Source organism: Streptomyces sp. NPDC048718, assembly GCF_043198875.1.
Classification (GTDB): domain Bacteria; phylum Actinomycetota; class Actinomycetes; order Streptomycetales; family Streptomycetaceae; genus Streptomyces.
This window is the reverse complement of sequence record NZ_JBICVG010000007.1, coordinates 114,363-139,977: the sequence shown is the minus strand read 5'-3', so window position 1 is coordinate 139,977 and position 25,615 is coordinate 114,363. Positions and strand designations below refer to the sequence as shown.

The window sequence follows — 25,615 nt, the reverse complement described above, 5'->3', positions numbered from 1 at the left end:
CGCAGGTTATCTCCGCAGGACCTGCGACCCTAAATCGCAGCTGTCGGCCGAGCGGTGATAACGATCACAGACCGTAGGTGGGACGGGGTGGTCCGCTGCATCGCGGGCGTGGTCTCGCGAGCCCATCGCGGCAGGCGGGGAACGGGGTTCGGGCGGCTCGCGGCACGCCGGGCGGCGGACGACGGGCCAGGTGGGGACGGGTGTGATATGGACCTCAGTCGGCCGGTGGCGGCCGTCCGGGTGGCGGCTCGGGCGACGGAATCCGTACCGCGACCGTCGTCCGCCGCCCATCGGTCGCCCATCCGCCGCCCGTCCGCCGCCCCTCCGCCGCGGGCCGCCGCGGGCCGCCGCCGGCACCCGGGCAGCGCCTCGCCGGGGCCCGCGCCCTGTGCACACTCTGTCCGCGCCGACCGGATCCGTCAGGTTCTCAGGTCCTCAGGTCCTGGTTCTCAGGTCTCCGGTATCGGCAGCGGGCGCTTCTCCAGGGCCGCCGCCATCACCTCGGGGAAGAGATCGGGAGTACAGGCGAAGGCGGGGACGCCGAGCGCGGCGAGAGCCGCGGCGTGCTCCCGGTCGTAGGCGGGCGCGCCCTCGTCGGACAGCGCGAGCAGGGCCACGAACTCCACCCCCGACGCCTTCATCGCGGCGACCCGCTTCAGCATCTCGTTCCGGATGCCGCCCTCGTACAGATCACTGATGAGGACGACGACGGTGTCGGCGGGGCGGGTGATCCGGGACTGGCAGTAGGCGAGCGCGCGATTGATGTCCGTACCGCCGCCGAGCCGGGTGCCGAAGAGCAGGTCGACGGGGTCGTCGAGCCGCTCCGTGAGGTCGACGACGGCGGTGTCGAAGACGACGAGCCGGGTGGCGAGCGCCGGCATCGAGGCGAGGACCGCGCCGAAGACGGCCGAGTAGACGAGGGAGGGCGCCATCGAACCGGACTGGTCGACGCAGAGCACGACCTCCTTCTTCACCGCGCGCGAGGCGCGCCCGTAGCCGACCAGCCGCTCGGGGACGATCGTGCGGTGCTCGGGGAGGTAGTGGGCCAGGTTGGCGCGGATGGTCCGGTCCCAGTCGATGTCGCGGTGCCGGGGCCGGCTGATCCGGGCCGACCGGTCGAGCGCACCGGTGAGGGTGGCCCGGGTCCGGGTCGCGAGCCGCGCCTCCAGGTCGTCGACGACCTTGCGGACGACGGTCCGCGCGGTCTCCTTGGTGGTCTGTGGCATGGCCTTGTTGAGGGACAGCAGAGTGCCGACGAGGTGGACGTCGGGCTCGACCGCCGCCAGCATCTCCGGCTCCAGGAGCAGCGCGGCCAGTCCGAGCCGGTCGATCGCGTCACGCTGCATGACCTGGACGACGGAGCCGGGGAAGTACGTACGGATGTCGCCGAGCCAACGGGCGACGGAGGGCGCGGATCCGCCGAGCCCGCCATGCCGGCCCTGGCCGCCGCGCGACGCCTTGTCGTCCTTGTCGCTCTTCCTGTCGTAGAGGGCGGACAGCGCGCCGTCCATGGCGGCGTCGGTGCCGGTCAGGGCGCGGCCGATGCCGTCGGCCGGGCCACCGCCGAGAACCAGCCGCCAGCGGCGCAGCCGCTCGTCGTGCGGGTCGCGCGGGTTGTACGGGTCGCGTTCGTCGTGCGGGGTATGCGGGCCGAACGGGTCGCCGGGCGTGGTCGCGCTCATGGGGAGACCTCCGTGCCAGGGGTGACGAGGGCGCTGGGGGCGCCGGGGACGGCCAGGGGGCCGTGAGCGCCCTGGGTGCCCTGGGTGCCCTGAGTGCCCTGGGTGCCGAGGATGAGATGGAGCAGGGGCAGTACGGCGTCGGCGCGCCGCTCGTCGAGTCCGGCGGCGAAGCCGGGCGGGCCGGCGGCCTGGCGGGTGGCCCGGCCCGTACCCGAGGGGCCGCGGGCGGCGAGTTCGCCGAGAGTGCGCCGTACGCCCGGCTCGAAGGAGGCGAACGTACGCCGCAGCAACGGCAGCACCCCGGTGAACGCGTCGCCCGGAACCCCGCTCAGCCAGCCGTCGACCAGAGCGAGCAGCCGCTCATCGTGGACGAGCAGCAGCCCACCGCCCGAGGCGCCGCCGGCGAAGCCCTCGATCCAGGCGGCGGCGTCGGCGGGCGGCGCGGCGGGCGAGAGGGCGAGGCCCATCAGCCGGGCGGCCTCGTCGTCGGCGAGCCGGCCCTCGTCGAGCAGCAGCCGCGCGGCCCGCCCGCGCACCATCCCGGGCATCCGCTCCCGTACGGCCAGCCGCTCCAGCACCCCGGCCCACCGCCCGGCGATGCCGTCGGGTGCGCCGGTGCCGCTGCCGCCGGCATCGTGGGTGTCTTCGGTGTCGTCGGTGTCTTCGGTGTCTTCGGTGTCGTCCGGCTCCGCCGAGCCCCGCCCTTCTCCGGCCGTCCGGTCCGGCGGGAGCAGGGCGATCGCCGCGTGGACGGCGTCGAGACGGCCGCGCATCTCGGCGGCGGCGTCCACGTCGAGGCCCACGCAGGCGGGCGGCAGGCCGACGCAGATCCGTTCGGCGAGCCCGGCCGCGACCTCGGCGAGGGCCGCCGTGTCGGTGGCGCGCACGTCCCCGTACCGCAGGGAACGGGCGAGCGCGGGCAGGGCCTGCGCGAGATGGGAGACGTCGGCGTCGAGCGCGGCGCGGTCCGCGAGGGCGCGCAGGACCGCGGGCAGGGCGCCGGTCAGCCCGGCGAGCAGACACTGCTCGGCGAGGGCGGTGACGGTGGCGAGGTCGCCCGCCGCGACCGCCCGGGCCTGGGCCCGGGCGGTCGCGGCGGCTTCGACGGTGGTGCCCCAGACGCCCGCCTCGGCGACCTGGACGTGCAGCTCCGGCCGCCAGCGCAGCCGCCAGCTCTCCCGGAACGTCCCGGTGGAGCCGCGTCCCACGACGGGCTCGCCCCAGCCGACGCCGAGCAGCCGCAGCCGGTGCAGCAGCCGGCTGCGAGCGCTGTCGTTGTCCTTGCGCAGGTCCAGATCGAGGTCGCGCTCACGCGCCTCGGGCTTGAGGCGCAGGGAACGCTGGAGCCGTTCGAGGTCCCGCTGGAGCGGGACGGCGGGGGCACCGTCCGGGACGGTGCCGAGCACGTCGCCGACCACGAGCCGGTCGTGGATCAGGGCGAGCGGCACGTCGGAGCCGTCGCCCATGACGGCCCGGACGGCGTCCATGGTCTCGTCGAGCCCGGGGCCCGGCCGGCCGCGGAGCACGGCGAGCGTGTCCGCGAGCCGGACGGCCTCGATGACATGGGCGGAGGACACGGGAAGGTCCTCGTCCCGCAGCAGCCCGGCGACCTTGGTCAGCCAGCGGACCACGGTCCGGTCGGGGGCGGAGAACAGGTGCGCGTACCAGCCGGGGGACTCGATGCCCGCCCCGTACCCGGAACGGCGGGCCAGCCTGCGGTGGGTCCACGGCACCCAGGTCATCACGGTCCGCACCTTGGGCAGGCCCTTGAGCAGGGCCCGGTCGGCGGTGGCCCGGCCGGTGCGGCGCAGGGCGGGGACGTGCCAGGCGCCGCAGACCACGGCCACGTCGTCCCCGTACTCCTTGCGGGCGGCGCGGAGCTGGAGCCGCATGTACGCCTCGCGGACCGGGTCGCGGGCGTTGCCCCCGTGCCCGTACGCCTCCCGGAGCGCGCCCATCGCCTCGGCGACGGCCTCGAAGGGGGCGAACGGGTCGGTGCCGCCGCGCAGTTCGACGGCGTCCTCCCACCAGCGCTCGGGGTCGTCGTATCCGGCGGCCTCGGCGAGTTCGGCGAGCGGGTCGACGTGCGGCCCCGAGCCCGCCCGCGCGTCGGGGCCGGCACCGTCGTCGTCGCCCTCGCCCTCCCCGTCGCCCCAGGTGGGGTCGGTCGCGGCGAGCGTATGGGCGGCGGGCAGGTCGATGAAGCGGACATCGGCGCCGTGCGCGAGGGCCCAGCGGATCGCCACCCACTCGGGCGAGAACTCGGCCAGCGGCCAGAACGCGGCCCGGCCCGGATCGTCCACCGCGTGCGCGAGCAGCGCGACCGGGGGCCGCATCGCCTCGTCGGCGGCGAGCGCGACGAGCGCGTCGGCCTCCGGCGGGCCCTCCACCAGGACCACCTTGGGCCGGCCCGCGTCCAGTGCGGCGGCGACGGCCCGCGCGGAACCGGGCCCGTGATGCCGTACGCCGAGCAGCAGCGGCCCGGCGGGCACACCGGGGGCGCGGGTAGCGGTGGCGGCCGAACCGGCCGCTGGGGTCGGGTCGGCGGGTGGGGTCGGTGCGGAGGCGGAGGCCGGTGCGGAGGCGGAGGCCGGTGCGGAGGTCGAAGCCGACGCCGAAGTCGCACCGGCAGCCGAGGCCGAACCCGAGCCACTGCCCGAGGTCGTGTCGGCGGCCGGACGGCGGTCGGGGAGCGGGGCCGTGCCCGAGTCCTGGCGGGTGGTCATGCGCTCACCTCGCGGCAGGCGCGGTAGAAGTCCTTCCAGCCGTGCCGCTCGCGCACCACCGTCTCCAGGTACTCCTGCCAGACGACCCGGTCGGCGGCCGGGTCGCGGACCACCGCGCCGAGCAGTCCGGCGGCGATGTCGCCGGCCCGCAGCACCCCGTCGCCGAAGTGCGCGGCCAGCGCGAGGCCGCCCGTCACGACGGAGATCGCCTCGGCCGTCGACAGTGTCCCGGACGGCGACTTGAGTTTCGTCCGGCCGTCCGTCGTCACTCCGTCGCGCAGCTCGCGGAAGACGGTGACGACCCGGCGGATCTCCTCCACTCCCTCCGGCACGGCCGGCAGGTCGAGCGAGCGCCCGATCTGGTCGACGCGCCGCGCCACGATGTCGACCTCGGCCTCCGGGGTGGCGGGCAGCGGCAGCACGACCGTGTTGAAGCGGCGGCGCAGCGCGCTGGACAGCTCGTTGACGCCTCGGTCGCGGTCGTTCGCGGTGGCGATGAGGTTGAAGCCGCCGACGGCCTGAACCTCCCCGCCGAGTTCGGGGATCGGCAGGGTCTTCTCGGACAGGATGGTGATGAGGGTGTCCTGGACGTCCGCCGGGATCCGGGTCAGCTCCTCGACCCGGGCGGTCATGCCGTCCGCCATGGCGCGCATGACGGGACTGGGCACCAGGGCGTCGCGGCTGGGGCCGTGGGCGAGCAGCTCCGCGTAGTTCCATCCGTACCGGATGGCCTCCTCGGGCGTACCGGCGGTGCCCTGGACGAGCAGCGTGGAGTCGCCGCTGACGGCGGCGGCCAGGTGCTCGGACACCCAGGTCTTGGCGGTGCCCGGCACCCCGAGCAGCAGCAGCGCGCGGTCGGTGGCGAGCGTGGTGACGGCGACCTCGACGATACGGCGCGGTCCGACGTACTTCGGGGTGATCACCGTGCCGTCGGGCAGCGTGCCGCCGAGGAGATAGGTGGCGACGGCCCACGGCGAGAGGCGCCAGCGGGCGGGACGCGGACGGTCGTCGGCGGCGGCGAGCGCGGCGAGTTCGTGGCCGAAGGCGTCCTCGGCGTGCGGTCGCAAAGGCCGATCGGCGGCCAATGCGACGGTCTTCCCGGCAGCCCGTCCGGCGGGCCGCTCGATGGTGGTGTCCGCGGTGTCCGTGGGGTCCGTGGAGTGTGCGGGCAGAGTCATGAGAGTCCCCCTTCAGATCGTTCGACCTGCTGTGCGATCCACCGTGCACCATCCCACTGACATTCGATCAGAACCGGTGGACAGCCGAGTTCGAGGGGGGTCGCCGGCGTTGTCAGTGGGTACCCGTACGGTCGTTCCCATGACTCAGCAGGGGGTGCGCTGGACGTCGGAACAGGTGCTGGCTCTGGCTCCTGATGAAGCGTCACGCGAGGCGGGAAGCAGACTGGGCGTGCCGGGCCCGTGGTCCGGGGCGGGGTGGGGAGACCAGAGGGCGGAGCCCGGAGAGGGGACCGGGCCGGGAGCCGGAGAGGGGACCGGCGGGGAGGCCGTCTGGGAGGCCGTCTGGGGCGTGTGCGCCGGCAGCGGCAGGACGTCGTACAAGACGGCCGTGGACCTCACGGGCCCGGCGTACACCTGCACCTGCCCGAGCCGGAAGGTCCCGTGCAAGCACGTCCTGGGCCTGCTGCTGATCTGGGCGGGAGACGAAGGCAGCGGGGACACCGAGGCGGAGCCGATCCGGGTCGCACGCTCCGCCGAGGCACCCGACTGGGTGGAGAGTTGGCTCGCGGGGCGGCGGGCACGAGCCGCCGGCGTGCCGTCGACCGGGTCCGGCGCACCCGGCACATCCGACGCGCCCGCCGACCCGGAGGCGGTCCGCCGGCGCGCCGAGCGGCGAACCGCCCGGATCACCGCGGGCGCGCGGGAGCTGGAACAGCGGCTCGCCGATCTGTTGCGCGGCGGGCTCGCGGCCGCCGAGCAGACGGGGCACGGGCTGTGGGAGGAGACGGCGGCCCGCATGGTCGACGCCCAGGCGCCGGGACTCGCCGCCCGGGTACGGGAATTGGGCGCCCTGCCCGGCTCGGGCCCCGGCTGGCCCGTACGGCTCCTGGAGGAGTGCGCCCTGACCCATCTGCTCGTCCAGGCCTGGCTCTCGGCCGACCGGTTGCCCGCGCCCCTCGCGGCGACCGTCCGGACCCGGGTCGGCCGGCCGGCCACACCCGGGGGGTCGGTCCTGCGCGACCACTGGCAGGTGCTCGCGCAGTACGACTCCGCCGACGCGCGCCTGACGACCCGCCGGATCTGGCTGTACGGCCGGGACGGCGGACACACGGCGCTGCTCCTCTCCTACGGGGCGGCGGGCCGGGCCCCCGGGCAGGCCCTGCCCGTCGGCACGGTTCTCGACGCCGAACTCCGCCCGTACGAGGGCGGCGGGCCGCGCGCCGAACTGGTCGAACAGTTCGGCGCCCCGGCCCCGGCGGCCGGCCCGCCCCGCGGCGGACCGGTCGGCGCGGCCCTCGCCGCCTATGGCCGCGCCCTCGGCGACGATCCCTGGCTGGACGCCTGGCCGGTGACCCTGACGGACGTCGTCCCGGCCCGCGCCGACTACGGCTGGCAGCTCGCGGACGCGGAGAGCGCGGAGAGCGCGGAGAGCGCGGGGAACGCCGACACCACCAGCCCCACCGACGCCACAGACACACGCGAGGCGATACCCCTGACCCGGGCCGCGCAGGAACGGACCGGGCTGTGGCGGCTGATCGCCCTGTCCGGGGGAGGCCCTCTGACGGTCTTCGGCGAGGTCGGCCACCGGGGCTTCAGCCCCCTGGCCGCCTGGTCGCCGGACGCACCGGAGGAGACCGTGCCACTGGTGTGACCCCTGCCGCCGAGCCCCGCCGCGACCAGCCGCGACCCCGGCTCGTCCCGCACGCCCCTCACCGCCTTGACCTTGGAAGACATGTCCGCGCGTTCCGCACGTCTGGAGGAGTCCATGGACGCCTGGGAAGAGCTCGTCACCTCGGCCCTGCTGGGCACGGACCGCAAGCCGCCCACGCGAAGCACCGGAGGTGCCGGGGGCTCTGCGAGTGCCGGGGGCTCTGCGAGTGCCGGGGGCTCTGCGAGTGCCGGGGGCTCTGCGAGTGCCGGGGGCTCTGCGGGTGCCGGGGGCGCCGTGAACAGGACGAGTGCCGGGAGCGGCACCGGCGCCGGGGACACCGCGCCCCTCGCCCTGCTCGACGCCGCCGCCGTCCACACCGTGCGGCGCAGGGCGGGGCTGCTGCCCGGGCCGGCCGCGCCCCCGCTCGACGCCGCCCCGGCGGACGGCCGCCGGCCGCTGCCGGCCCCGGCGCGGCGGAGACTGGCACGGCTGCTGGCCGGACGGGCCGCGCCGTCCGCCGGGCGGCGCGGGGCGGTCCCGGATCTGACCGAACTGCTGCCGCAGTGGCTGGCCGCCGCGAACGAGCGCGGTTACCAGGCACCGCCCGCCGCGCTGCCCGCGCTGCTCGACGCCGCCCGCGCCCGGACCGATCTGCGGCCGGCGGCGCTCGCCTTCGCCGGTCCGCGCGGCCTGTGGCTGGCCCGGCTCAACCCGGACTGGAAGTTCGCGCTGCGCGGCACCTCCGGCGGCGGCGCGCCGCCCGACCCGGCGGACGAGCGGGCGGTCCTTGCGCTGTGGGAGGAGGGCCTGTTCGCGGAGCGGGTCGCGCTGCTCGCCGCCGTACGGGCGGCGGATCCGGAACGGGGCCGGGCGCTGCTCGCCTCGACCTGGGGCACCGAACGGGCCGAGGACCGGCTGATGTTCCTGGACTCGCTGCGCGACGGACTCGCCCCGGCGGACGAGGAGTTCCTGGAGGCGGCCCTGTCCGACCGCAGCCGCAACGTCCGCGCGACGGCCGCCGAGCTGCTGTCCGCGCTGCCGTCCTCCGCGCTGGCCGGGCGGATGGCCGGGCGGGCCGCTTCGTGCGTGTCCCTGGACCGTACGGAGGGAGCGGAGACGATCGTCGTCGAGGCGCCGCACGAGTGCGACGCGGGCATGACGCACGACGGCGTGGCCGCGACCCCGCCGACCGGGCGCGGCGAACGCTCGTGGTGGCTCGGCCAGTTGGTCGAGGCCGCGCCGCTGGACTGCTGGAGCGCCCGGTTCGGGGGACGGACCCCGGAGCGGATCGTGGCCCTGCCGGTCGCCGACGACTGGCGCGCCGAACTGCACGCGGCCTGGTGCCGGGCGGCGGTGCGCCAGCGGAACGCGGACTGGTCACGGGCCCTGCTCGGGGCCCCGGACGCCCCCCAGGCCACCGGCCCGGGATCGTCCTCGCTCGCCGAACGGGCCCGGCTGCTCTCGACGCTCCCGGAGGAGGAACGAGCCGCGTGGGTCGCCTCGTTCATCACGGCCCACGGCCTGTCGGAGGCGTTCCAGCTGCTCGGCGTCTGCATGGTCCCGTGGTCGGACCCGCTCGGCGGTGCGGTCGTCGACGCCCTGGACCTCGCCCGGGACGCGGGCAGTTACCCCTGGAGCTTCAGCGGGGTGATAGGCCTGGCCGAACGCTGCCTCGCCCCGGCGGCCGCGCCGCGCCTCGCCCTGCTCACCGCCCCGTCGGCGGCCGACACCGAGGACATGACCCCCGGGGCGGGCGACTACTGGGCGGAGGCGTTCCAACGTCTCGTCGCGACCCTGGAGTTGCGCGCCGCGATGCACGCGGAACTGGCGGACGGAGGCTGAACCCCTGGCCGCCGCCCTGACCGGACCGGCTCCCCTGACCGGACCGGCTCCCCGTCCGCGCCGGCTCCCGATCGGACACGGTCGGCGCGCGCACGGATACACATACGGGGCGGGGCCGGCCGGGGAAATCCCGGCCCACCCCGCCCCGTACGGCGAGCGCTCCCGCGAACCGTCAGGCGGCCACACGGACGTTGGCGTTCACCCAGTCGACGATCGACGCCGTCGTCGCGCCCGGGGTGAAGATCGCCGCCACGCCCTTCTCCTTCAGCGGCGCGATGTCCGCGTCCGGGATGATGCCGCCGCCGAAGACCTTGATGTCCTCCGCGTCGCGCTCCTTCAGGAGCTCCAGCACCTTCACGAACAACGTGTTGTGCGCGCCCGAGAGAATCGAGAGGCCGATGGCGTCGGCGTCCTCCTGGATCGCGGTGTCGACGATCTGCTCGGGCGTCTGGTGCAGCCCGGTGTAGATGACCTCCATACCGGCGTCGCGCAGCGCCCGCGCGATCACCTTGGCCCCGCGATCGTGGCCGTCGAGACCCGGCTTGGCAACCACCACGCGGATCGGACCGGTCACACCCATCACTGCCTCCACATGCGACCCCCGCGCCTGTTTGCCGGGGAGGTGAACGAACGTTATCGCCAGCATCCCGTACCTGACCGTTTCGCGGTGGCAGGCGAGGGGGAAATCACACGTGGGACATCGGCGGCCCCTCACGGGAGCCGCCCCAGGCCGGTCGCCGCGGTCGCGCGCCACCCGCCGTACGGCACGCGGACACGGACGCGGACGCGGCCGTGAGCGCGGCCGTGCGGAGGTGTACGGAGCCGCAGCGCCCCGCCGCAGCCGGACGGAGGTGGCGATGGACCGCACCGACGCCCCGGGCCCGGGGCCGAACCCTCGCACCGACCGGATGAAGGCCGCGGTGCTGGAACTGGCCGTACTCGCCGGGCATCTGCTCCTCTACCCCTCGGGCCTGGTCGCCGAGCGTCACCGCACGCTCCGCCCAGTACCGAAGCGCCCGGTACCGAAGACGGAGGACCCGCGGCCGGACGACGGCAACGCATCCGACCGCACCCCGCTTTCCGCACCGGACCGCGCGCCGGAGCCGCCGCACGGCGGCGATCCGCGCCCGGTGGTCCTGCTGCACGGCTTCGTCGACAACCGCTCCGTGTTCGTCGTACTGCGCCGCGCGCTCGCCCGCGCCGGCCGGGGCCGCGACCGGGTCGAATCGTTCGCGTACTCCCCGTTCACCCGGGATCTGCGGACCGCCGCCGACGCGCTCGCCCGCCAGGTGGCGGAGCTTCTGGCCCGGAGCGGACACACCGAGGTCGATCTGGTGGGCCACAGCCTCGGCGGCCTGATCGCCCGTTACTACGTACAGCGGCTGGGCGGCGACGCGTGCGTACGCACCCTCGTCATGCTCGGCACCCCGCACTCCGGCACCACCTTCGGCCGGCCGGTCGACGCCCATCCGCTGATCCGCCAGATGCGGCCGGGCGCGGAGGTCCTGCGCGAACTGGCGGGACCCGCACCGGGGTGCCGCACCCTGTTCGTGAGTTTCTGGGGCGACCTGGACGAGGTGATGGTCCCGCCCGAGACGGCCCGCCTCCGTCACCCGGACCTGCGGGTGCGCAACGTACGGGTCGGCGGCATCGGACATCTCGCGCTGCCCGTCCACCCGGCGGTCGTGGCCGAGGTCCTGCGGTCCCTCACCGACGACTGCGTCAACGCCCCGACCGGCCAGGCCACCCCGGCGCATCCGGCGAGCGCGGTGAGCACGGCGAAGGCAGCGGACCACGCGCCCGAAAAGGGTGGCATCGCGCCCCCGGCCGAAGGCACTTCGGCGGCCTGACGGGCCGCCAAACCCCCTCCCATATCGAACACTCTTCGAACACAGAGCCAAGGCTGTCTCCTCTCTTCGCCGAAAAGACAGCCGATTGCCCGTTTCCTGGCGGCTCGGCACCCGTCGAAGATTGTCCGGCCCGCGTACCGCCGGGTACAGTCACGCCACTGCTTGACCCCCTGATGCCGAGGCGAGAGAGAAGTTGGTGAACGACCAACACCACCCCCACGCCGGGTATGTCACGGACGCCGCCCAGACGGGCGGCCACGGCGCCGACCCGCACTCCGGCGCCTACTCCACCGCTGATTACGACGCAGGTCAGAGCGGTCACACGCAGTACACCTCGCAGGACTACGGCGACTACGCCGCCTACGCCGAGGCAGGGGTCGAAACCGGTTACGCCGACGCCTACGGCAGCACCGCGTGGGACACCGGTTCCGCCGGCTACGCGTCCGTCCCCGCCGACGGGTCCTGCGCACCCACCTCGTACGACGCCGGCGGGTACACCCCCACCGGCCAGTGGGACGCCACCGCCTGGACCGAGGCCCAGCAGTCCGGCACCGACACGTACGACGCCGGCGCCTTCGCCTCGTACGGCAGCCAGGGCTACGACGCCACCGCACAGTGGACGACCGCGGGCTTCGAGACCGGGGCCTACGACGCCACCGCCTGGAACCAGGCCGCGGCCGAGCCGCTCGTCCCGCAGCAGTACAGCCAGGATCAATACGGCCAGGATCAATACGGCCAGGACCAGTGCGCCCCGGACCAGTACGAAACGCAGACGTACGAGACGCAGACGTACGAGACGCGTACGTACGAGGTCCCGGACACCCTGGACAGCCGGGACTACGAGCAGCCGCAGGCCGCCTACGCGCACCCGGGGTACACCGAGGCGGAGCACCCCGCGACCCTGATCCAGCCCCGGATCGAACTCCCGGACCCGGATCAGGACCAGGGCTCGGACGCGGGCCAGGGCCCGGCCGCCGTGTCCGAACCGGACGCCTTCCACGACGCCGAGACCATGTTCGCCATGGCCGCCGTCCCGGAATCCGCCGCAGCCTTCGACCTCGACGGCCCGGACGGGCACGCCGGTCACGACGGGCACGACTCTCGCGATCGCCACGGCGACACCCCGGCCGCCCACCCCGGCCGCCGCGCCGCGAGCGGCGGCCGCGCCCGGCGCCGTACCCCCGCCAAGCGCTCCGCGCTCCTCACCGTCGCCGTTCCCTCCGTCTGTGTCATGGGCGTGGCCGGTATCGCCGCCGCCTCGGTCAGCGGTCTCACCGGCAACTCGCCGGAGAAGCCGAAGAAGGAGACGAGCGCCCTCGCCGCCGACCCGGCGTCCGTCAAGGCCATGGCCGCCAACAGCAAGCTCGACACCCAGCTCGCCGCGCTCAGCGCCGACGCCCGCGACTTCGGCGACCGCGCCAGCCGCACCCAGGAGCGCATCGATCTGAAGCAGCGCCAGGAGGCGGAGCGGAAGAAGCGCATAGAGGAGGCGGCCCGCAAGGAGGCGCTGCGGCCCAAGTTCGCGCTTCCGGTGAAGCTGCACCAGCTCAGCGCCCGCTTCGGCCAGTCCGGCGTCAACTGGATGTCCCGGCACACCGGCATCGACTTCCCGGTGTTCACCGGCACGCCCGTGATGGCCGTGACCGACGGCACCGTCCGTACGCAGCTGAACAGCGCGTACGGCAACATGGTCATCGTCACCGCCCCCGACGGCACCGAGACCTGGTACTGCCACCTCAGCAGCGCCAAGATCCGCTCGGGCAAGGTCCAGGCCGGCGATGTCATCGCGTACTCCGGCGACTCCGGCAACTCCACCGGCCCGCACCTGCACCTGGAGGTCCGGCCGAACGGCGGCGGGCCGATCGACCCGCTGCCCTGGCTGATCCGGCACGGCATCAACCCGCTGAGCTGAGGCACCCGCCCACACGCAGCCCGCGCCCGTCGCATACGGGCACGGACAAGGCCCCGGTCACCGCGACGACGCGGTGACCGGGGCCTTGTCCGTGCCCTTGTCCTTGTCCTTGTCCGTAGGACGCTCCCGTACGACTACAGCTTCTCGACCGGCGCGTACCGCAGCACCAGCCGCTTCGGCTTGTCGTCGCCGAAGTCGATCGTGGCCTGCGCCTTGTCGCCCTCGCCCGTCACGGACATCACCGTGCCGAGGCCGAACTGGTCGTGCGTGACCCGGTCGCCCGCCTTGAGCGAGATCACCGGCTTGTCGGAGGTACGCCGCGTGGCGAAGCCCGAGGGGCCGGAACGCGCGCGCGAGGAGGACAGCGAGGAGGTGACCCCCGAGACCGGCCCGGCGGGCTTGGCCATCGGTCCGGTCCGCTTCCACTCCAGGTACGCGGCGGGGATCTCCTCCAGGAAGCGCGAGGCCGGGTTGTACGAGGGCTGGCCCCAGACGCTGCGCATCGCGGACCGGGTCAGATAGAGCCGCTCACGGGCGCGGGTGATGCCCACGTACGCCAGGCGGCGCTCTTCCTCCAGCTCCTTGGTCTGGCCGAGGGCGCGCATGTGCGGGAACACGCCGTCCTCCATGCCGGTGAGGAACACGACCGGGAACTCCAGGCCCTTGGCGGTGTGCAGGGTCATCAGGGTGATGACGCCCGCGCCTTCCTCGTCCTCGTCGGGGATCTGGTCGGAGTCGGCGACGAGCGCGACCTGCTCCAGGAACTCGGCGAGCGTGCTCCCCTCCTCGCCCCGGTCCTGCTCGAACTCCAGGGCGACGGCGGCGAGTTCCTGAAGGTTCTCGACGCGGGTCTCGTCCTGCGGGTCGGTGGACGCCTGCAACTCGGCGAGATAGCCGGTCCGTTCGAGCACGGCCTCCAGGACCACGGCGGGTCCGGCGCCCGACTCGGCGATGGTGTGCAGCTCCTCCATGAGCGCGTTGAAGCGCTTGACGGCGTTGGCGGAGCGGGCCGCCATGCCGTACGCCTCGTCGACGCGGCGGAGCGCCTGCGGGAAGGTGATCTTCTCGCGCAGCGCGAGGGCGTCGATCATCGCCTCGGCGCGGTCGCCGATGCCCCGCTTGGGGACGTTGAGGATCCGGCGCAGCGGCACGTTGTCCTCGGGGTTGGCGAGAACCCGCAGATAGGCGAGGACGTCACGGACCTCCTTACGCTCGTAGAAGCGCACGCCGCCGACGACCTTGTAGGGCAGGCCGACGCGGATGAAGATCTCTTCGAAGACGCGGGACTGGGCGTTGGTGCGATAGAAGACCGCGACGTCGCCGGCCTTGGCGTCGCCCGCGTCCGTGAGCCGGTCGATCTCGTCGGCGACGAACTGGGCCTCGTCGTGCTCGGTGTCGGCGACATAGCCGGTGATCTGCGCGCCGGCGCCCGCGTTCGTCCACAGGTTCTTGGGGCGGCGGGACTCGTTGCGCTCGATGACCGCGTTGGCGGCGGACAGGATCGTCTGGCTGGAGCGGTAGTTCTGCTCCAGCAGGATCGTCGTCGCGTCCGGGTAGTCCTCCTCGAACTGGAGGATGTTGCGGATCGTCGCGCCGCGGAAGGCGTAGATCGACTGGTCGGCGTCGCCGACCACGCACAGCTCGGACGGGCCGAGGTCCTCGTACCCGGTGCCGACCAGCTCACGGACCAGCGTGTACTGGGCGTGGTTGGTGTCCTGGTACTCGTCGACGAGGACATGGCGGAAGCGGCGGCGGTAGTGCTCGGCGACGTCGGGGAACGCCTGGAGCAGATGGACCGTCGTCATGATGATGTCGTCGAAGTCCAGGGCGTTGGCCTCGCGCAGCCGCGCCTGGTACATCCGGTACGCCTCGGCCAGCGTCTTCTCGAAGCCATCGGCGGCCTGGTCGGCGAAGGTCTCCTCGTCGATCAGCTCGTTCTTCAGGTTCGAGATCTTCGCGCTGAAGGACTTCGGCGGGAAGCGCTTCGGATCGAGGTCCAGGTCGCGGCAGACCAGGGACATCAGCCGCTTGGAGTCGGCCGCGTCGTAGATCGAGAAGGACGAGGTGAAGCCGAGCCGCTTCGACTCGCGGCGCAGGATCCGTACGCACGCGCTGTGGAAGGTGGACACCCACATGGCGTTGGCGCGCGGGCCGACCAGCTGCTCGACGCGCTCCTTCATCTCGCCGGCGGCCTTGTTGGTGAAGGTGATCGCCAGGATCTGGCCGGGGTGGACGTGCCGGGACGACAGCAGGTGCGCGATGCGGTGGGTGAGCACCCGGGTCTTGCCGGAGCCGGCGCCGGCGACGATGAGCAGCGGGGAGCCGGTGTGGACCACGGCGGCGCGCTGCTGCTCGTTCAGCCCGTCGAGGAGCGCGGCGGGGTCGACGACGGGGCGGTGGGCGCCGTCGCGGTAGTAGGCGTCCCGGCCGGCCGGCGGCGCGTCGAAGTGGTCCCCGAAGAGGTCGTGCGGGACCTCCTCCTCGGCCGAGGAACCGTGGTGGTCGTCCTCGGGCGGGGGCGGGGGCTCCTCGGAGTGGTTCTGGAGGCTCGCCAGGAAGCTGTCGTCAAAGAGGCTGTTGCTCATCGCTACTCGAGTTTAGGGCGCCGCACCGACACTCCGCCGCCGCCTTCGGGTTCCCCGCATATTCCCCGCGAGTTCCCCCTGCCGTACGTGAGGCGGCTCGGACGGAGGGTGAACGGCGCGGGCGCGGCCGAGCAGGGCGAACGCGGAGGCGTACGGGCGGAGGGCAGGCGAAGGGGCGGGGCTACGCACCGTGGGCGAGATCACGGCGGAGGTCACGGAAAAGTATCGGGCATATCGAACATCGGGCTTCCCACCCGTCCCACGGGTCGCTAGCGTGCTCGCCCAAGCGGCCCGTCCCCTATCCCCCCTCCCCGGTGTCGGCGACCAGCGTCGAACGGGCGGCCCACGCCGATCAGGCCCGCCTCCCCCACGGCCGCCCCCCACGCGGCCGGGCGCCCCTCGGCGTCCAGGAAGGAGATGCCGGCCTTGGCGTCCCATCGCAAGCCGCGCACGACCCGCCCCCACTCCCCCGCCGTCGGTGTCACGACGGCCGCCCTCGCCTCCGTCACCCTGCTGTCCGCGCAGGCCCCGAGCGCCCAGGCGGCGCCGCCCGCGCCCCGGCAGTCGGTGGAGGACGTCCAAAAGCAGGTGGACCGGCTGTACCGGGAGGCCGGTACAGCGACCCAGCGGTACAACCAGTCCAAGGAGGCCACCGACCGCCAGCGGCGCAAGGTGAGCCGGATGCTGGACGACGTGGCCAAGCGCACCGCCGAGATCAACGAGTCGCGGCGCACCCTCGGCTCGTTCGCCGCCGCCCAGTACCGGGCGGGCGCGGTCGGCCCGACCGCCACCCTGATCTTCGCGGACGACCCGCAGGACTACTTCGAGCAGTCGCACCTGATGGACCGGCTCGGCAAGCGCCAGCGCACGGCGGTCGCCGCGTACGAGACCCAGCGCGCCGAGGCGGCGAAGGAGCGCGGCGAGGCGACCCGGAGCCTCCAGGAGCTGACCTCCGCGCAGACGGAACTGCGGACCAGCAAAGAGACGGTGCAGAGCAAGCTGGCCGAGGCGCGCACGCTGCTCGACCGGCTGACGGCCGAGGAGAAGGCCCGGCTCGCGGAGCTGGAGCGCCGGAAGGAGGCCGAGGCCCGCCGCAAGGCGGAGGAGCAGGCCAAGGCGGAGGCCGCCGCCGCGAAGGCGAAGGCCGAGGCCGCTCGCAAGGAGCAGAAGAAGGAGGAGGCCGCGAAGGCCGCCGACCCGTCGCCGTCGACGAGCCCCTCGGCCCCGTCGCCGAGCACGCCCCCGCCGTCCACGGGCGGCGGCTCGTCGTACGAGGCCAAGGCCGCCCAGGTGCTGTCCTTCGCCCGTTCCCAGATCGGCAAGCCGTATGTGTGGGGCGCGACCGGCCCCAGCTCGTACGACTGCTCCGGTCTCACCCAGGCCGCCTGGCGCGCGGCCGGGGTCAAGCTCCCGCGGACGACCTGGGACCAGGTGAAGGTGGGCACGCGCGTCGCGACCGCCGATCTCAAGCCCGGCGACCTGGTCTTCTTCTACGACGACATCAGCCACGTCGGTATCTACATAGGCGGCGGCAAGATGATCCACGCCCCGAAGCCGGGTGCGTACGTCCGCGAGGAGTCGATCTACTACATGCCGATCTACGGCTCGGTCCGCCCGGCCTGACCGGGCGGGCTGGGGGCGGGCGACGGCCAGGGCGGGGCGACGGCACGCGGCCCCGCTGTGGCTCGGCGGTGCCCCGGCGCGGGATTCCCGGTGGGAGGAGCCGGGGGACGGCGGCCACCCGGTTTGATCGGCCGGCCGCACCGGAGCAGACTGCGCGTTCATGGAGTCCACCGGCGCGGCCGTTCGCGCACCGCTCACGGCCGACACGGCCGGCCCTGCCTCCCGGGCGGCGGCCGCAAGCACCGAACCGCCGTTCTTCCGCTACCACCCCGACCCGGTCGCCACCGGATCGATCCGTGAAAGCACGGAGGAATGCGCCTGCTGTCACCGCCGCACGGGGTGGATCTACGGTGCGGTCTTCTACTCCGCCCAGGACGTCAGCGGGCGGTTCTGCCCCTGGTGCATCGCCGACGGCAGCGCGGCGGAACGGTTCGCCGGCGAGTTCGTGGACACGTACGGACTCGACGGTGTCGATGAGGAGAACGTGCGGGAGGTCACCCGCCGCACCCCCGGCTTCAGCGCCTGGCAGGATCCGCACTGGCTCGTGCACTGCGGGGACGCGGCCGCCTTCGTCGGCGAGGCCGACCACACGCGGCTGGCGTCACACCCCGAAGCCCTCGACCGGCTCCGCGTCGACCTGCGCATGGATGGCTGGCACGATCCGGCCCGGCTCGAAGAGTTCCTGACCGGTCTCGGCGGCGGGGCGAGCGCCATGCTGTTCCGTTGTCTCCACTGCGGCACCCACCTCGCCTACGCCGACTCCTCCTGACCCGCGCCAAGGTCCCGGGGACCCCACGGCATCAGGCGGGGCGGGTGGGTCGACCGGGCGGCCGGCGTGAGGGCGGGGATCAGACCCAGAGGGTGGCGATGAGGATGTTCGTGAGGGTCAGACCGCCGACGGCCCCGAAGAGAGCCTTGTCCACCGTCTCCTCGTCCCGCTTGATGTAGACCAGAGCGAGGACGACGACCAGGATCGCGAGCTTGATGCCGATCTTGACGTTGTTGACGGTGTGGCCCTCGGCCTGGTGCACGCCGACGAGCGCCACGCCGGTGACCAGCATGGTCAGCGCGCCGTGCAGCATCGCCGGGGAGAAGCGGGCCGTACCGGCGCCCATCGCCTTCATCTGGGTGATGAATCCACCGAGCAGGGCACCGATTCCGATGATGTGCAGGGCGACGAGAAGATGAATGAGTACGTCCATGGCCCGGAGCCTAACCGGGGGCCCGGAGCCGGCTTCGGGGCGGGTCGGCCTGGTCCGGCCCACCGGTAGGACGGGCAGACGGACCGACAGTCACACCAGGGCATACGCGTCAGGCGGTCACGGATGCACCGCGCACCCCTCCACGGGTCGAACAAGTTCGGTCACCCCGCAACACCTGCAACCAATAACGGTCACCCCGTGCCCGCGGGCCGAAGCCGGGGTTAGCGTCCTGCCCCAGGTGACCGGCTCCCCACCACCGCCGCTCCCGGCGGCTGTCGGTCACCCCCGCCGAGAAAACCGGCGGCGGCCCGTTCCCCTGTGCGGGCCGCCGCCGACCCCGGCGGGGACCGTCCGCCACAGGGAATGAGGAAGTGACCCGCCCTCGTGGCCGCGCACCGCAAGCCCAAGTACTTTCCCTTCGGCGGCCAGGCCGCCCGCACCGCCGCCACGCTGGCTCTCGCCTCGGCGGCCACCGCGACCGTCTTCCAGGGAACCGGGCACGCCGCACCCCGCCCCGCCCCCGCGCAGGTCAGGGCTCAGGTCGACCACCTCTACGAGGAGGCCGAGGCCGCCACGGAGAAGTACAACGGAGCGAAGGAGCAGGTCGACCGGGCGCGGGCCGCCTTCGACCGGCTGCGCGACGAGGCCGCGCGCAGGACCGAGCGGCTGAACCGCTCCCGCGACGCCCTCGGGGCCATCGCCACCGCCCAGTACCGGTCCGGCACCCTCGACCCCACCCTCCAGCTGGCCTTCACCTCCGACCCCGACGACTATCTGGAGCGGGCCTCCCTCGCCGAGAAGATCGGGGACCGGCAGGCCGCCACCATCACCGAGGTACGCCGGGAGATCGGCGCCGTCCAGCGACTGCGCGCCCAGTCCGAGGACCAACTGCGCGAACTGCGGACCCACGAGGCGGAGCTGCGCCGGCAGAAGTCGACCGTACGGAGCAAGCTGAGCGCCGCCCGCGAACTGCTCGGCCGGCTCGACACGAAGGACCGCGCCCGCTACGAGGCCGCCGTCGCCGCCGGAGACGACAGCGGTACGGACGCGGGAAGCACGCACGGTAGCGGGACCGGGGCGGGGCGCGGCGATCAGGACCTGGCGCCCGGCGGGCCGGTCCCGGACGCGACCGGCCGGGCCGCGGAGGCGATCTCCTTCGCCCGCGCCCAGATCGGCAAGCCGTACGTGTGGGGCGCGACCGGCCCCTCCTCGTACGACTGCTCCGGCCTCACCCAGGCCGCCTGGCGCGCGGCCGGGGTGACGCTGCCGCGCACCACGTACACCCAGATCAACGCCGGCCACCGGGTCTCCCGCTCCGAGCTGGCCCCGGGCGACCTGGTCTTCTTCTACTCCGGCGTGAGCCATGTCGGGCTCTACATCGGCGGCGGCAGGATGATCCACGCCCCCCGCCCGGGCGCCCCGGTCCGGATCGCCCCGATCGACCAGATGCCCTTCGCGGGCGCCACCCGGATCAGCTGACCCCGGCAGGCGACCACCAGGATCGGCGGGCATCCGGACCGACTGGCACCCGCCCCCGCCGACCACCGGAATCGGCCGACACCCAGTGGTCGGCCACCCGGACCGGCTGACGCCCGACCAGCGGCCGCCCTGGCCAGCCGACACCCGGACGGCGACGGCCCGACGGCTCCTCGCCGCCCGGTGACTCCTCCCACCCGGCGACTCCTCGCGGCCGCCCGGCCGCCAACCGCCCGCCCGGCCGCCCGGCCGCCCGACCGTCAGCCCGTCAGCCCGTCAGCCCGTCAGCCCGTCAGACCAGGCGGCGGGCGGCCGCCCAGCGGGTCAGCTCGTGCCGGTTGGAGAGCTGGAGCTTGCGCAGGACCGCCGAGACATGGGACTCGACCGTCTTCACCGAGATGAAGAGCTGCTTGGCGATCTCCTTGTACGCGTATCCACGGGCGATGAGCCGCAGCACCTCGCGCTCGCGCTGGGTGAGCCGGTCCAGGTCCTCGTCCACCGGCGGCGCGTCAGTCGAGGCGAAGGCGTCGAGCACGAACCCGGCCAGGCGCGGGGAGAAGACGGCGTCGCCCTCCTGCACCCGGAAGATCGAGGCGATCAGGTCGGTGCCGGTGATCGTCTTGGTGACATAGCCGCGGGCACCGCCCCGGATCACGCCGATCACGTCCTCGGCGGCGTCGGAGACCGACAGGGCCAGGAAGCGCACCGGGTTCTCGGCCGCCGTCATCATGCTCGCGCAGCGGCGCAGCACCTCGACGCCACCGCCGCCCGGCAGGTGCACGTCGAGCAGGACGACCTCGGGCCGGGTGGTGGTGATCACCGTGACCGCCTGGTCCACGTCGGCGGCCTCGCCGACCACCTCGACGCCCGTCTCCTCGGTCCCGCCGATCTCGGCCTGCACACCCGTGCGGAACATACGGTGGTCGTCGACGAGGACGACCCGCACCCGGCGCTTCTCTCCCTGCCCGCCCTCCGCCCCGGCTCCGTCCCCGGTCCCGGCCTCCGCCTCGGCCCCGGTTCCGGTCGTCTCGTCGCTCATCCGTCCGCCCTCTCCATCTCCAGCTCCACTTCGGTGCCCCCGCCCGGCACGGATCTCAGCCGCGCCGATCCGCCGTTGCGCTGCATCCGGCCGATGATCGATTCTCGTACGCCCATCCGGTCGCCGGGCACCTCGTCCAGGTCGAAGCCGGGCCCGCGGTCCTTGACGGAGACGAAGACCGTCCGGCCCTCGACCTCCGCGTAGACCTGCACCGCTCCGCCCTCGCCACCGTACTTGGCGGCGTTGACCATCGCTTCGCGCGCGGCTTGCATCTGCGCCGTCAGTTTCTCGTCGAGCGGGCAGTCGCCGACGACCACGACCTCCAGCGGGACACCGTGCTTGTCCTCGACCTCGGCCGCGGACCGCTTGACCGCCTCGGCGAGCGTGCTGGGCTCCTCTTCCTTGTCCCTGCCGGTGCCCTCCGGCCGGTAGAGCCAGTTCCGCAGCTCTCGCTCCTGGGCCCGGGCGAGCCGGCGGACCTCGCCCGCGTCGTCGGCGTTGCGCTGAATCAGGGTCAGGGTGTGCAGGACGGAGTCGTGGACGTGCGCGGCGACCTCCGCCCGCTCCTGGGCTCGGATGCGCAGGGTGCGCTCCTCGCTGAGGTCCTGTGACATACGGACCAGCCAGGGGCCGGCGAGCAGGATGATCCCGGTGAGCACCGCGACGCCCGCGGTGATCGCCGTGCCGAGCTGGGCGACCGAGCCGCGCAGGACGACGAAGACGGTGAGCCCGGTGCCGACCAGGGCCGCGCCGACGAGGCCGCGGGCGAACTGGAAGGCCCGGCGCCGCCGGTCGGGGTCGGTCCAGCTGGCGCGGCGGGCGTTGTCCGCCTGTCGCCAGACGAGAACGACGCCGAGGCCGATGAGGAGGGTCGGCCAGACGTAGCGGCCGGCCTCCTTGTCCACGTCGAAGCTGCTGACGAGGGCGGAGACGCCGATCCCGAGCACGATCATGGCGGCCACCTGGCCGCGCTCGGGCTTGCGCAGCCGTCTGCGGCCCTCGGGCGTGGTCTCGAAGACGGCGCGGGGTGCCGCACGGCCGCCGACGCCGAGCGGGACGGCGATCCAGAACACCGCGTACAGCAGGGCGCCGAGGCCGTGGGTGAAGCTGAGCGCCACGAAGAACGCCCGGACCCAGGCCACGGGCAGACCGATGTGTCCGGCGAGGCCACGGGCGACACCGCCGAGCATCCGGCCGTCGGCGCTCCGGTAGAGCTTGCGTACGGGCGGTTCGTCGGCGTCGAGGACACGGGCGGTTGCGGACATGCACCGATCGTCACACGTTCGGCCGCCCGCGGACATCAGGGTCGGCCCGGATATCGACCCTGGAACCGTCTCAGGGTCAGGGCCGTGGGGAAGATCAGGGTTCGGCCAGGGTCGGTCCCGGTGCCGCTTCGGGGGTACGGACCGTCACCATGGACACATGACGAGTTCGATGCCTTCGCACCACGAGGCCCCGCCGCCGGCGGAGGCCCCACCCGCCCCGCCGCTGCGGCGCACGCGCGGGCAGAAGGTCGTGGCCGGCGTGTGCGGCGGTCTCGGCCGGCATTACGGCCTGGACCCCGTGATCTTCCGGATCGCGCTCGGCGTGCTGGCGGTGACCGGCGGCGTCGGGCTGATCTTCTACGGTTTCGCCTGGCTGTTGATACCGCTCGCGGGCGAGGAGGAGAACGAGGGGCGCAGGCTGCTGACCGGCCGGGTCTCGGGCTCCTCGCTGGCCGCGGTGCTGCTGGCGCTGGTGGGGTGCGGAATCTTCCTCACGACGCTCAACAGCGGCGGGCTGCTGGGGTTCTCGCTGATCCTGTCGCTGGCGGTGAGCGGCGCGGCGGTGTGGTCGCAGCGGCGGACGGCCGTCGCTGCGACCGCCGACGAGGGCGGCCGGATAGATCCCGCCGCCGCGCTCGCGGTCGCGGAGGCGCCGCCCGAGACCAAGGCTCCGCCGGTGATCGACTTCGCGATGTCCTGGTGGCGGGACCCCATAGTCAAGGACGGTTCGACGGGCAAGGTGGCCGTCGGTTATCTGTGGGGTCCCCCCGAGGCGGCCGACCAGGCCGATGGGACGAGCGGGACCGGCCGCGAGTCCACGAGGCCCGGCTGGTACTGGACTCCCGTGCCGCACGCGCCGGGCAGGCCGGCGGCCCCGTCGCGGCCGGTGGTGGAGGACAGCGGGACGTCCATCGGCGGGCTGGTGTTCGTCCTCGCGCTGATCGCGGGCGGTCTGGGCATGGGCCTGACGTGGCATACGCATCCGCTGGGCACGAGTCTGCAGATCGGTCTGGTCGCGGCGCTCGCGGTGATCGGCGCCGGCCTGGTGCTGAGCAGCTTCCTGGGCCGGACCGGGTTCGGCACGCTGTGTCTGCTGATGCTGACGACGGGTCTGCTGGCGGCGGCTTCGGCGCTGCCGAAGGAGATCTCCACGGTCTGGGAGCACGGGACCTGGCGGCCCACGGCGGTCACGGCGGTGCAGCCGCGGTACAAGCTGGACACCGGAGTCGGCAGACTCGACCTGTCCCAGCTGGCCATCCCGGCGAAGACGACGGTGGTCACGCGGGCCCGGGTCGGCGCGGGCAAGCTGGAGGTGATCGTGCCGCAGAACGCCACGGTGCGGCTGCGAGCCCATGTGGGCCTCGGCGACCTGGCACTGCCACCGCTGCACACCGAGGCCACGGCGGTTCCCTCGGCCCCGGTGACACCGCCCGCGCAGCAGCCGGGTCAGGTCGCGCCGCCGGTACGGCCGCCGACGCCGCCCGCTTCGTCGCCCGACGACATCGACATCGCTCCGGATCTCGACGCGACCCGGACGCTTCCCCCGCCGCCGGGCGTCACCCCGGGCGGCACCCTCGACCTCACCCTGGAGGTCGGACTCGGACAGGTGGAGGTCACCCGTGCTGCTTCATGAGTTCCGCCCCGGCCGGCTGATCCTGGGGCTGGCCGCCCTGACGATCGCGGCGCTGTTCGCCGGGGACGCGGCCGGCTCCTGGTCGATCGCCTGGTTCGTGGCGCTCCCCCTGCTCGGCGGTGCGCTGGCACTGGCCGCGGCGGCGTCCTGGACGGCCTACCTCGTACGCCGGCGGGCGGCCAGGAGGGCGTCGAGCGACAGCACCGGGGCTCCGGCGAGCAGCAACGGCAGCCAGGCCATGAGATAGGCGAGGTCGTTGCCCAGGTAGTAGGGGTGCACCTGCCAGCTGACGGTCAGCCACAGGGACAGCGAGATCAGGGCCCCGCCGAGCGCGGCGACCCGGGCGAACAGTCCGAAGAGAGTGCCGAGGCCGACGACGAGTTCACCGAGGGCGATGGCGTAGCCGAAGCCGACGGGGCTGTGCAGGGCCAGGTCGACGAGCGCGGGCAGGGCGGAGCTGTCACGGACGCCCCGCATGAGTTCGCCGATGGACCCGGGCCCGGTGGCGGAGAGGAAGGCGGAGTCGGTGAGCTTGTCCAGGCCGGCGTAGATGAAAGTGATCCCGAGGAAGATCCGCAGCGGGACCAGGGCATAGCGGGAGGCCAGGGCCTTCGGGCCGTCGCCCGGAGCCGGGGCCGAGGTGCCACCCGGGCCGGTGCCCGGGCCGCCGTTCCCGTGGTCCGCCGTGTCGCCCGTCGTCGCCTTGCCCATCGGTCCTGTCATGTCCGGCCGCCTCTTTCTGCCCGTCCCGCTGTACCCGCACCCGAGGTCCGGGTCCCGTCCGGGCACGATTGTCCCCGGCGCCGGGCCGGTGGCCACAGAAGCGACGAGCAGAGCGTGTGGCTGGGCGGCTTCGTGAGAGGTCCGTGGCGGGGCGCCGGATCGGGCCGCCAGGGTTCGTGACGGGGCAGCAGGCGGGGGCACGGGCCCGTGAGGGGCCGAGTTCGCGTCGGGGCGGCAGGCGGGGGCAAGGTCGGTGAGGGGGCAGGGTTCGTAGCCAGGCGGGCCGGGGCCAGGCCCTTGATACGTCAGGTTCGCGACGAGGCGGCGGGTACGGGGTCCCTTCCGGTGGGGCTCAGCCGAGGAGTTCGGGTTCGGCGCGGCTGATCCGGCGCCACAGGGGCTGGTAGTTGATCCAGGCGACCAGGTCGCTGCCGATCTGTTCGCGGGTGGCGACGGCGTCGCGATGGTCGATGAGGACCGGCCGGCCGGCGGCGCGGGCGGCCAGCTGGATCCCGGCGCAGCGTTCGAGGGCGATGAACCACCAGGCCGCCGCGTCGACGGTGGAACCGACGGTGAGCAGTCCGTGGTTGCGCAGGACGAGCGCCTTGAGGGTGCCGAGGGCGCTCGCGATCCGGCGGCCTTCCACCGGGTCGACGGTGACCCCGCTGTAGGCGTCGTAGAGGGCGTGGTCCTGGTAGAAGGCGCACGCCTCCTGGGTGAGCGGGTCGAGGAGTTGGCCGAGGGCGGCGAGGGCCCGCCCGTGAGGGGAATGGAGGTGCGCGACGGCGACGACGTCCGGCCGGGCGCGGTGAACCTCGGCGTGCAGGGTGAAGGCGGCCTGGTTGACGTGGTGGGCGCCGTGGACCACCCGGCCGTCGCCGTCGACCAGGATCAGATCGCTCGCGGTGAGGTCGGCGAAGGGGGCGCCGAAGGGGTTCACCCAGTAGCAGTCGGCGTGTTCGGGGTCGCGGGCGGTGAGGTGTCCGGACACCCCTTCCTCGTACCCGAACCGGCCGAAGACCCGGAGCGCGGCGGCGAGGCGCTGCCTCCGGTGGATGCGCTCCTCAGCCACCGTGGCGTGGACGGGCGGCAGGGCGAAGTGGAGCCGTTCGACGGGAACGGGCGCCGGTGTCTCGGTCATGGGCCGGAACGTAGTGCCCGGCCGGTCAACTCTCCAGAGCCCGTACGCACCCCTGTCCCGGCGCCCGGAAACGGCCTGGTCGGAAGC

Annotated in this window: 19 protein-coding genes; 9 read left to right on the top strand and 10 right to left on the bottom strand. The window is 73.8% G+C overall.

Going from position 1 to position 25,615, the window contains the following annotated elements; all coding sequences use genetic code 11:
- Positions 1-449 precede the first annotated feature (449 nt).
- From ACGFRB_RS15320 to ACGFRB_RS15310, 3 genes are read right to left on the bottom strand one after another with little or no spacing between them, the layout of a single operon-like run.
- Positions 450-1,682, bottom strand: a complete 1,233-nt coding sequence (locus ACGFRB_RS15320; protein ID WP_393243279.1) for a vWA domain-containing protein — start codon at positions 1,680-1,682, stop codon at positions 450-452.
- A complete protein-coding gene (locus ACGFRB_RS15315) occupies positions 1,679-4,408 on the bottom strand; it encodes a DUF5682 family protein (RefSeq protein ID WP_393243277.1) in 2,730 nt (909 codons plus the stop codon). The genes ACGFRB_RS15320 and ACGFRB_RS15315 overlap by 4 nt, the downstream gene beginning before the upstream one ends.
- Entirely contained in the window at positions 4,405-5,586 is a 1,182-nt protein-coding gene (locus ACGFRB_RS15310; RefSeq protein ID WP_393243275.1) for an AAA family ATPase, read from the bottom strand. The genes ACGFRB_RS15315 and ACGFRB_RS15310 overlap by 4 nt, the downstream gene beginning before the upstream one ends.
- Positions 5,587-5,725: 139 nt before the next feature.
- On the opposite strand from ACGFRB_RS15310, the gene ACGFRB_RS15305 reads away from it, so the two are divergent.
- The gene (locus tag ACGFRB_RS15305; protein ID WP_393243273.1) at positions 5,726-7,237 is read left to right on the top strand and encodes an SWIM zinc finger family protein; all 1,512 of its coding nucleotides are present in this window, start codon (positions 5,726-5,728) and stop codon (positions 7,235-7,237) included.
- An 81-nt stretch (positions 7,238-7,318) separates the two neighbouring features.
- Entirely contained in the window at positions 7,319-9,079 is a 1,761-nt protein-coding gene (locus tag ACGFRB_RS15300; protein ID WP_393243271.1) for a DUF5691 domain-containing protein, read from the top strand.
- A gap of 172 nt (positions 9,080-9,251) precedes the next feature.
- Here the strand turns inward: ACGFRB_RS15300 and ACGFRB_RS15295 are convergent, their stop codons facing one another.
- Positions 9,252-9,659 (bottom strand): cobalamin B12-binding domain-containing protein, encoded by a 408-nt coding sequence (locus ACGFRB_RS15295; protein WP_128976030.1) that lies wholly within the window; start codon positions 9,657-9,659, stop codon positions 9,252-9,254.
- 277 nt (positions 9,660-9,936) lie between these two features.
- Between ACGFRB_RS15295 and ACGFRB_RS15290 the strand changes: the two genes are divergently transcribed.
- A complete protein-coding gene (locus tag ACGFRB_RS15290) occupies positions 9,937-10,929 on the top strand; it encodes a lipase family alpha/beta hydrolase (protein WP_393243269.1) in 993 nt (330 codons plus the stop codon).
- Positions 10,930-11,125: 196 nt separating this feature from the next.
- Positions 11,126-12,841, top strand: coding sequence for a M23 family metallopeptidase (locus tag ACGFRB_RS15285; RefSeq protein ID WP_393243267.1), 1,716 nt, complete (start codon positions 11,126-11,128; stop codon positions 12,839-12,841).
- A gap of 134 nt (positions 12,842-12,975) precedes the next feature.
- Here ACGFRB_RS15285 and pcrA read toward each other — a convergent pair whose 3' ends face one another.
- The gene (pcrA, locus tag ACGFRB_RS15280; RefSeq protein ID WP_393243265.1) at positions 12,976-15,426 is read right to left on the bottom strand and encodes a DNA helicase PcrA; all 2,451 of its coding nucleotides are present in this window, start codon (positions 15,424-15,426) and stop codon (positions 12,976-12,978) included.
- Between the two features lie 417 nt (positions 15,427-15,843).
- Between pcrA and ACGFRB_RS15275 the strand changes: the two genes are divergently transcribed.
- Together ACGFRB_RS15275 and ACGFRB_RS15270 are read left to right on the top strand one after the other, a co-directional pair.
- Positions 15,844-17,049 (top strand): NlpC/P60 family protein, encoded by a 1,206-nt coding sequence (locus ACGFRB_RS15275; protein ID WP_393243263.1) that lies wholly within the window; start codon positions 15,844-15,846, stop codon positions 17,047-17,049.
- Between the two features lie 160 nt (positions 17,050-17,209).
- Positions 17,210-17,818, top strand: a complete 609-nt coding sequence (locus ACGFRB_RS15270) for a CbrC family protein (RefSeq protein ID WP_393243261.1) — start codon at positions 17,210-17,212, stop codon at positions 17,816-17,818.
- 79 nt (positions 17,819-17,897) lie between these two features.
- Here the strand turns inward: ACGFRB_RS15270 and ACGFRB_RS15265 are convergent, their stop codons facing one another.
- Positions 17,898-18,251: a hypothetical protein gene (locus ACGFRB_RS15265; protein WP_363006683.1), complete on the bottom strand. Its 354-nt coding sequence runs from the start codon at positions 18,249-18,251 to the stop codon at positions 17,898-17,900.
- Positions 18,252-18,635: 384 nt separating this feature from the next.
- Between ACGFRB_RS15265 and ACGFRB_RS15260 the strand changes: the two genes are divergently transcribed.
- The gene (locus ACGFRB_RS15260; RefSeq protein ID WP_393243259.1) at positions 18,636-19,730 is read left to right on the top strand and encodes an NlpC/P60 family protein; all 1,095 of its coding nucleotides are present in this window, start codon (positions 18,636-18,638) and stop codon (positions 19,728-19,730) included.
- A 289-nt stretch (positions 19,731-20,019) separates the two neighbouring features.
- Here the strand turns inward: ACGFRB_RS15260 and ACGFRB_RS15255 are convergent, their stop codons facing one another.
- Positions 20,020-20,766, bottom strand: coding sequence for a response regulator transcription factor (locus tag ACGFRB_RS15255; protein WP_363006679.1), 747 nt, complete (start codon positions 20,764-20,766; stop codon positions 20,020-20,022).
- Complete coding sequence (locus ACGFRB_RS15250) at positions 20,763-22,031, bottom strand: PspC domain-containing protein (protein WP_393243257.1); 1,269 nt, start codon at positions 22,029-22,031, stop codon at positions 20,763-20,765. The genes ACGFRB_RS15255 and ACGFRB_RS15250 overlap by 4 nt, the downstream gene beginning before the upstream one ends.
- A gap of 157 nt (positions 22,032-22,188) precedes the next feature.
- Here ACGFRB_RS15250 and ACGFRB_RS15245 point away from each other — a divergent pair, with 157 nt between their 5' ends.
- Entirely contained in the window at positions 22,189-23,664 is a 1,476-nt protein-coding gene (locus ACGFRB_RS15245) for a PspC domain-containing protein (RefSeq protein ID WP_393243255.1), read from the top strand.
- On the top strand, positions 23,651-23,911 hold the full coding sequence (locus ACGFRB_RS15240; protein WP_363006673.1) for a hypothetical protein: 261 nt from the start codon (positions 23,651-23,653) through the stop codon (positions 23,909-23,911). Before ACGFRB_RS15245 ends, ACGFRB_RS15240 begins: the two co-directional genes overlap by 14 nt.
- Here ACGFRB_RS15240 and ACGFRB_RS15235 read toward each other — a convergent pair.
- Complete coding sequence (locus ACGFRB_RS15235) at positions 23,821-24,387, bottom strand: DoxX family protein (protein WP_393243253.1); 567 nt, start codon at positions 24,385-24,387, stop codon at positions 23,821-23,823. The two genes, ACGFRB_RS15240 and ACGFRB_RS15235, sit on opposite strands and share 91 nt — an antisense overlap.
- Positions 24,388-24,739: 352 nt before the next feature.
- Entirely contained in the window at positions 24,740-25,528 is a 789-nt protein-coding gene (locus ACGFRB_RS15230) for a class II aldolase/adducin family protein (RefSeq protein ID WP_363006669.1), read from the bottom strand.
- Positions 25,529-25,615 lie beyond the last annotated feature (87 nt).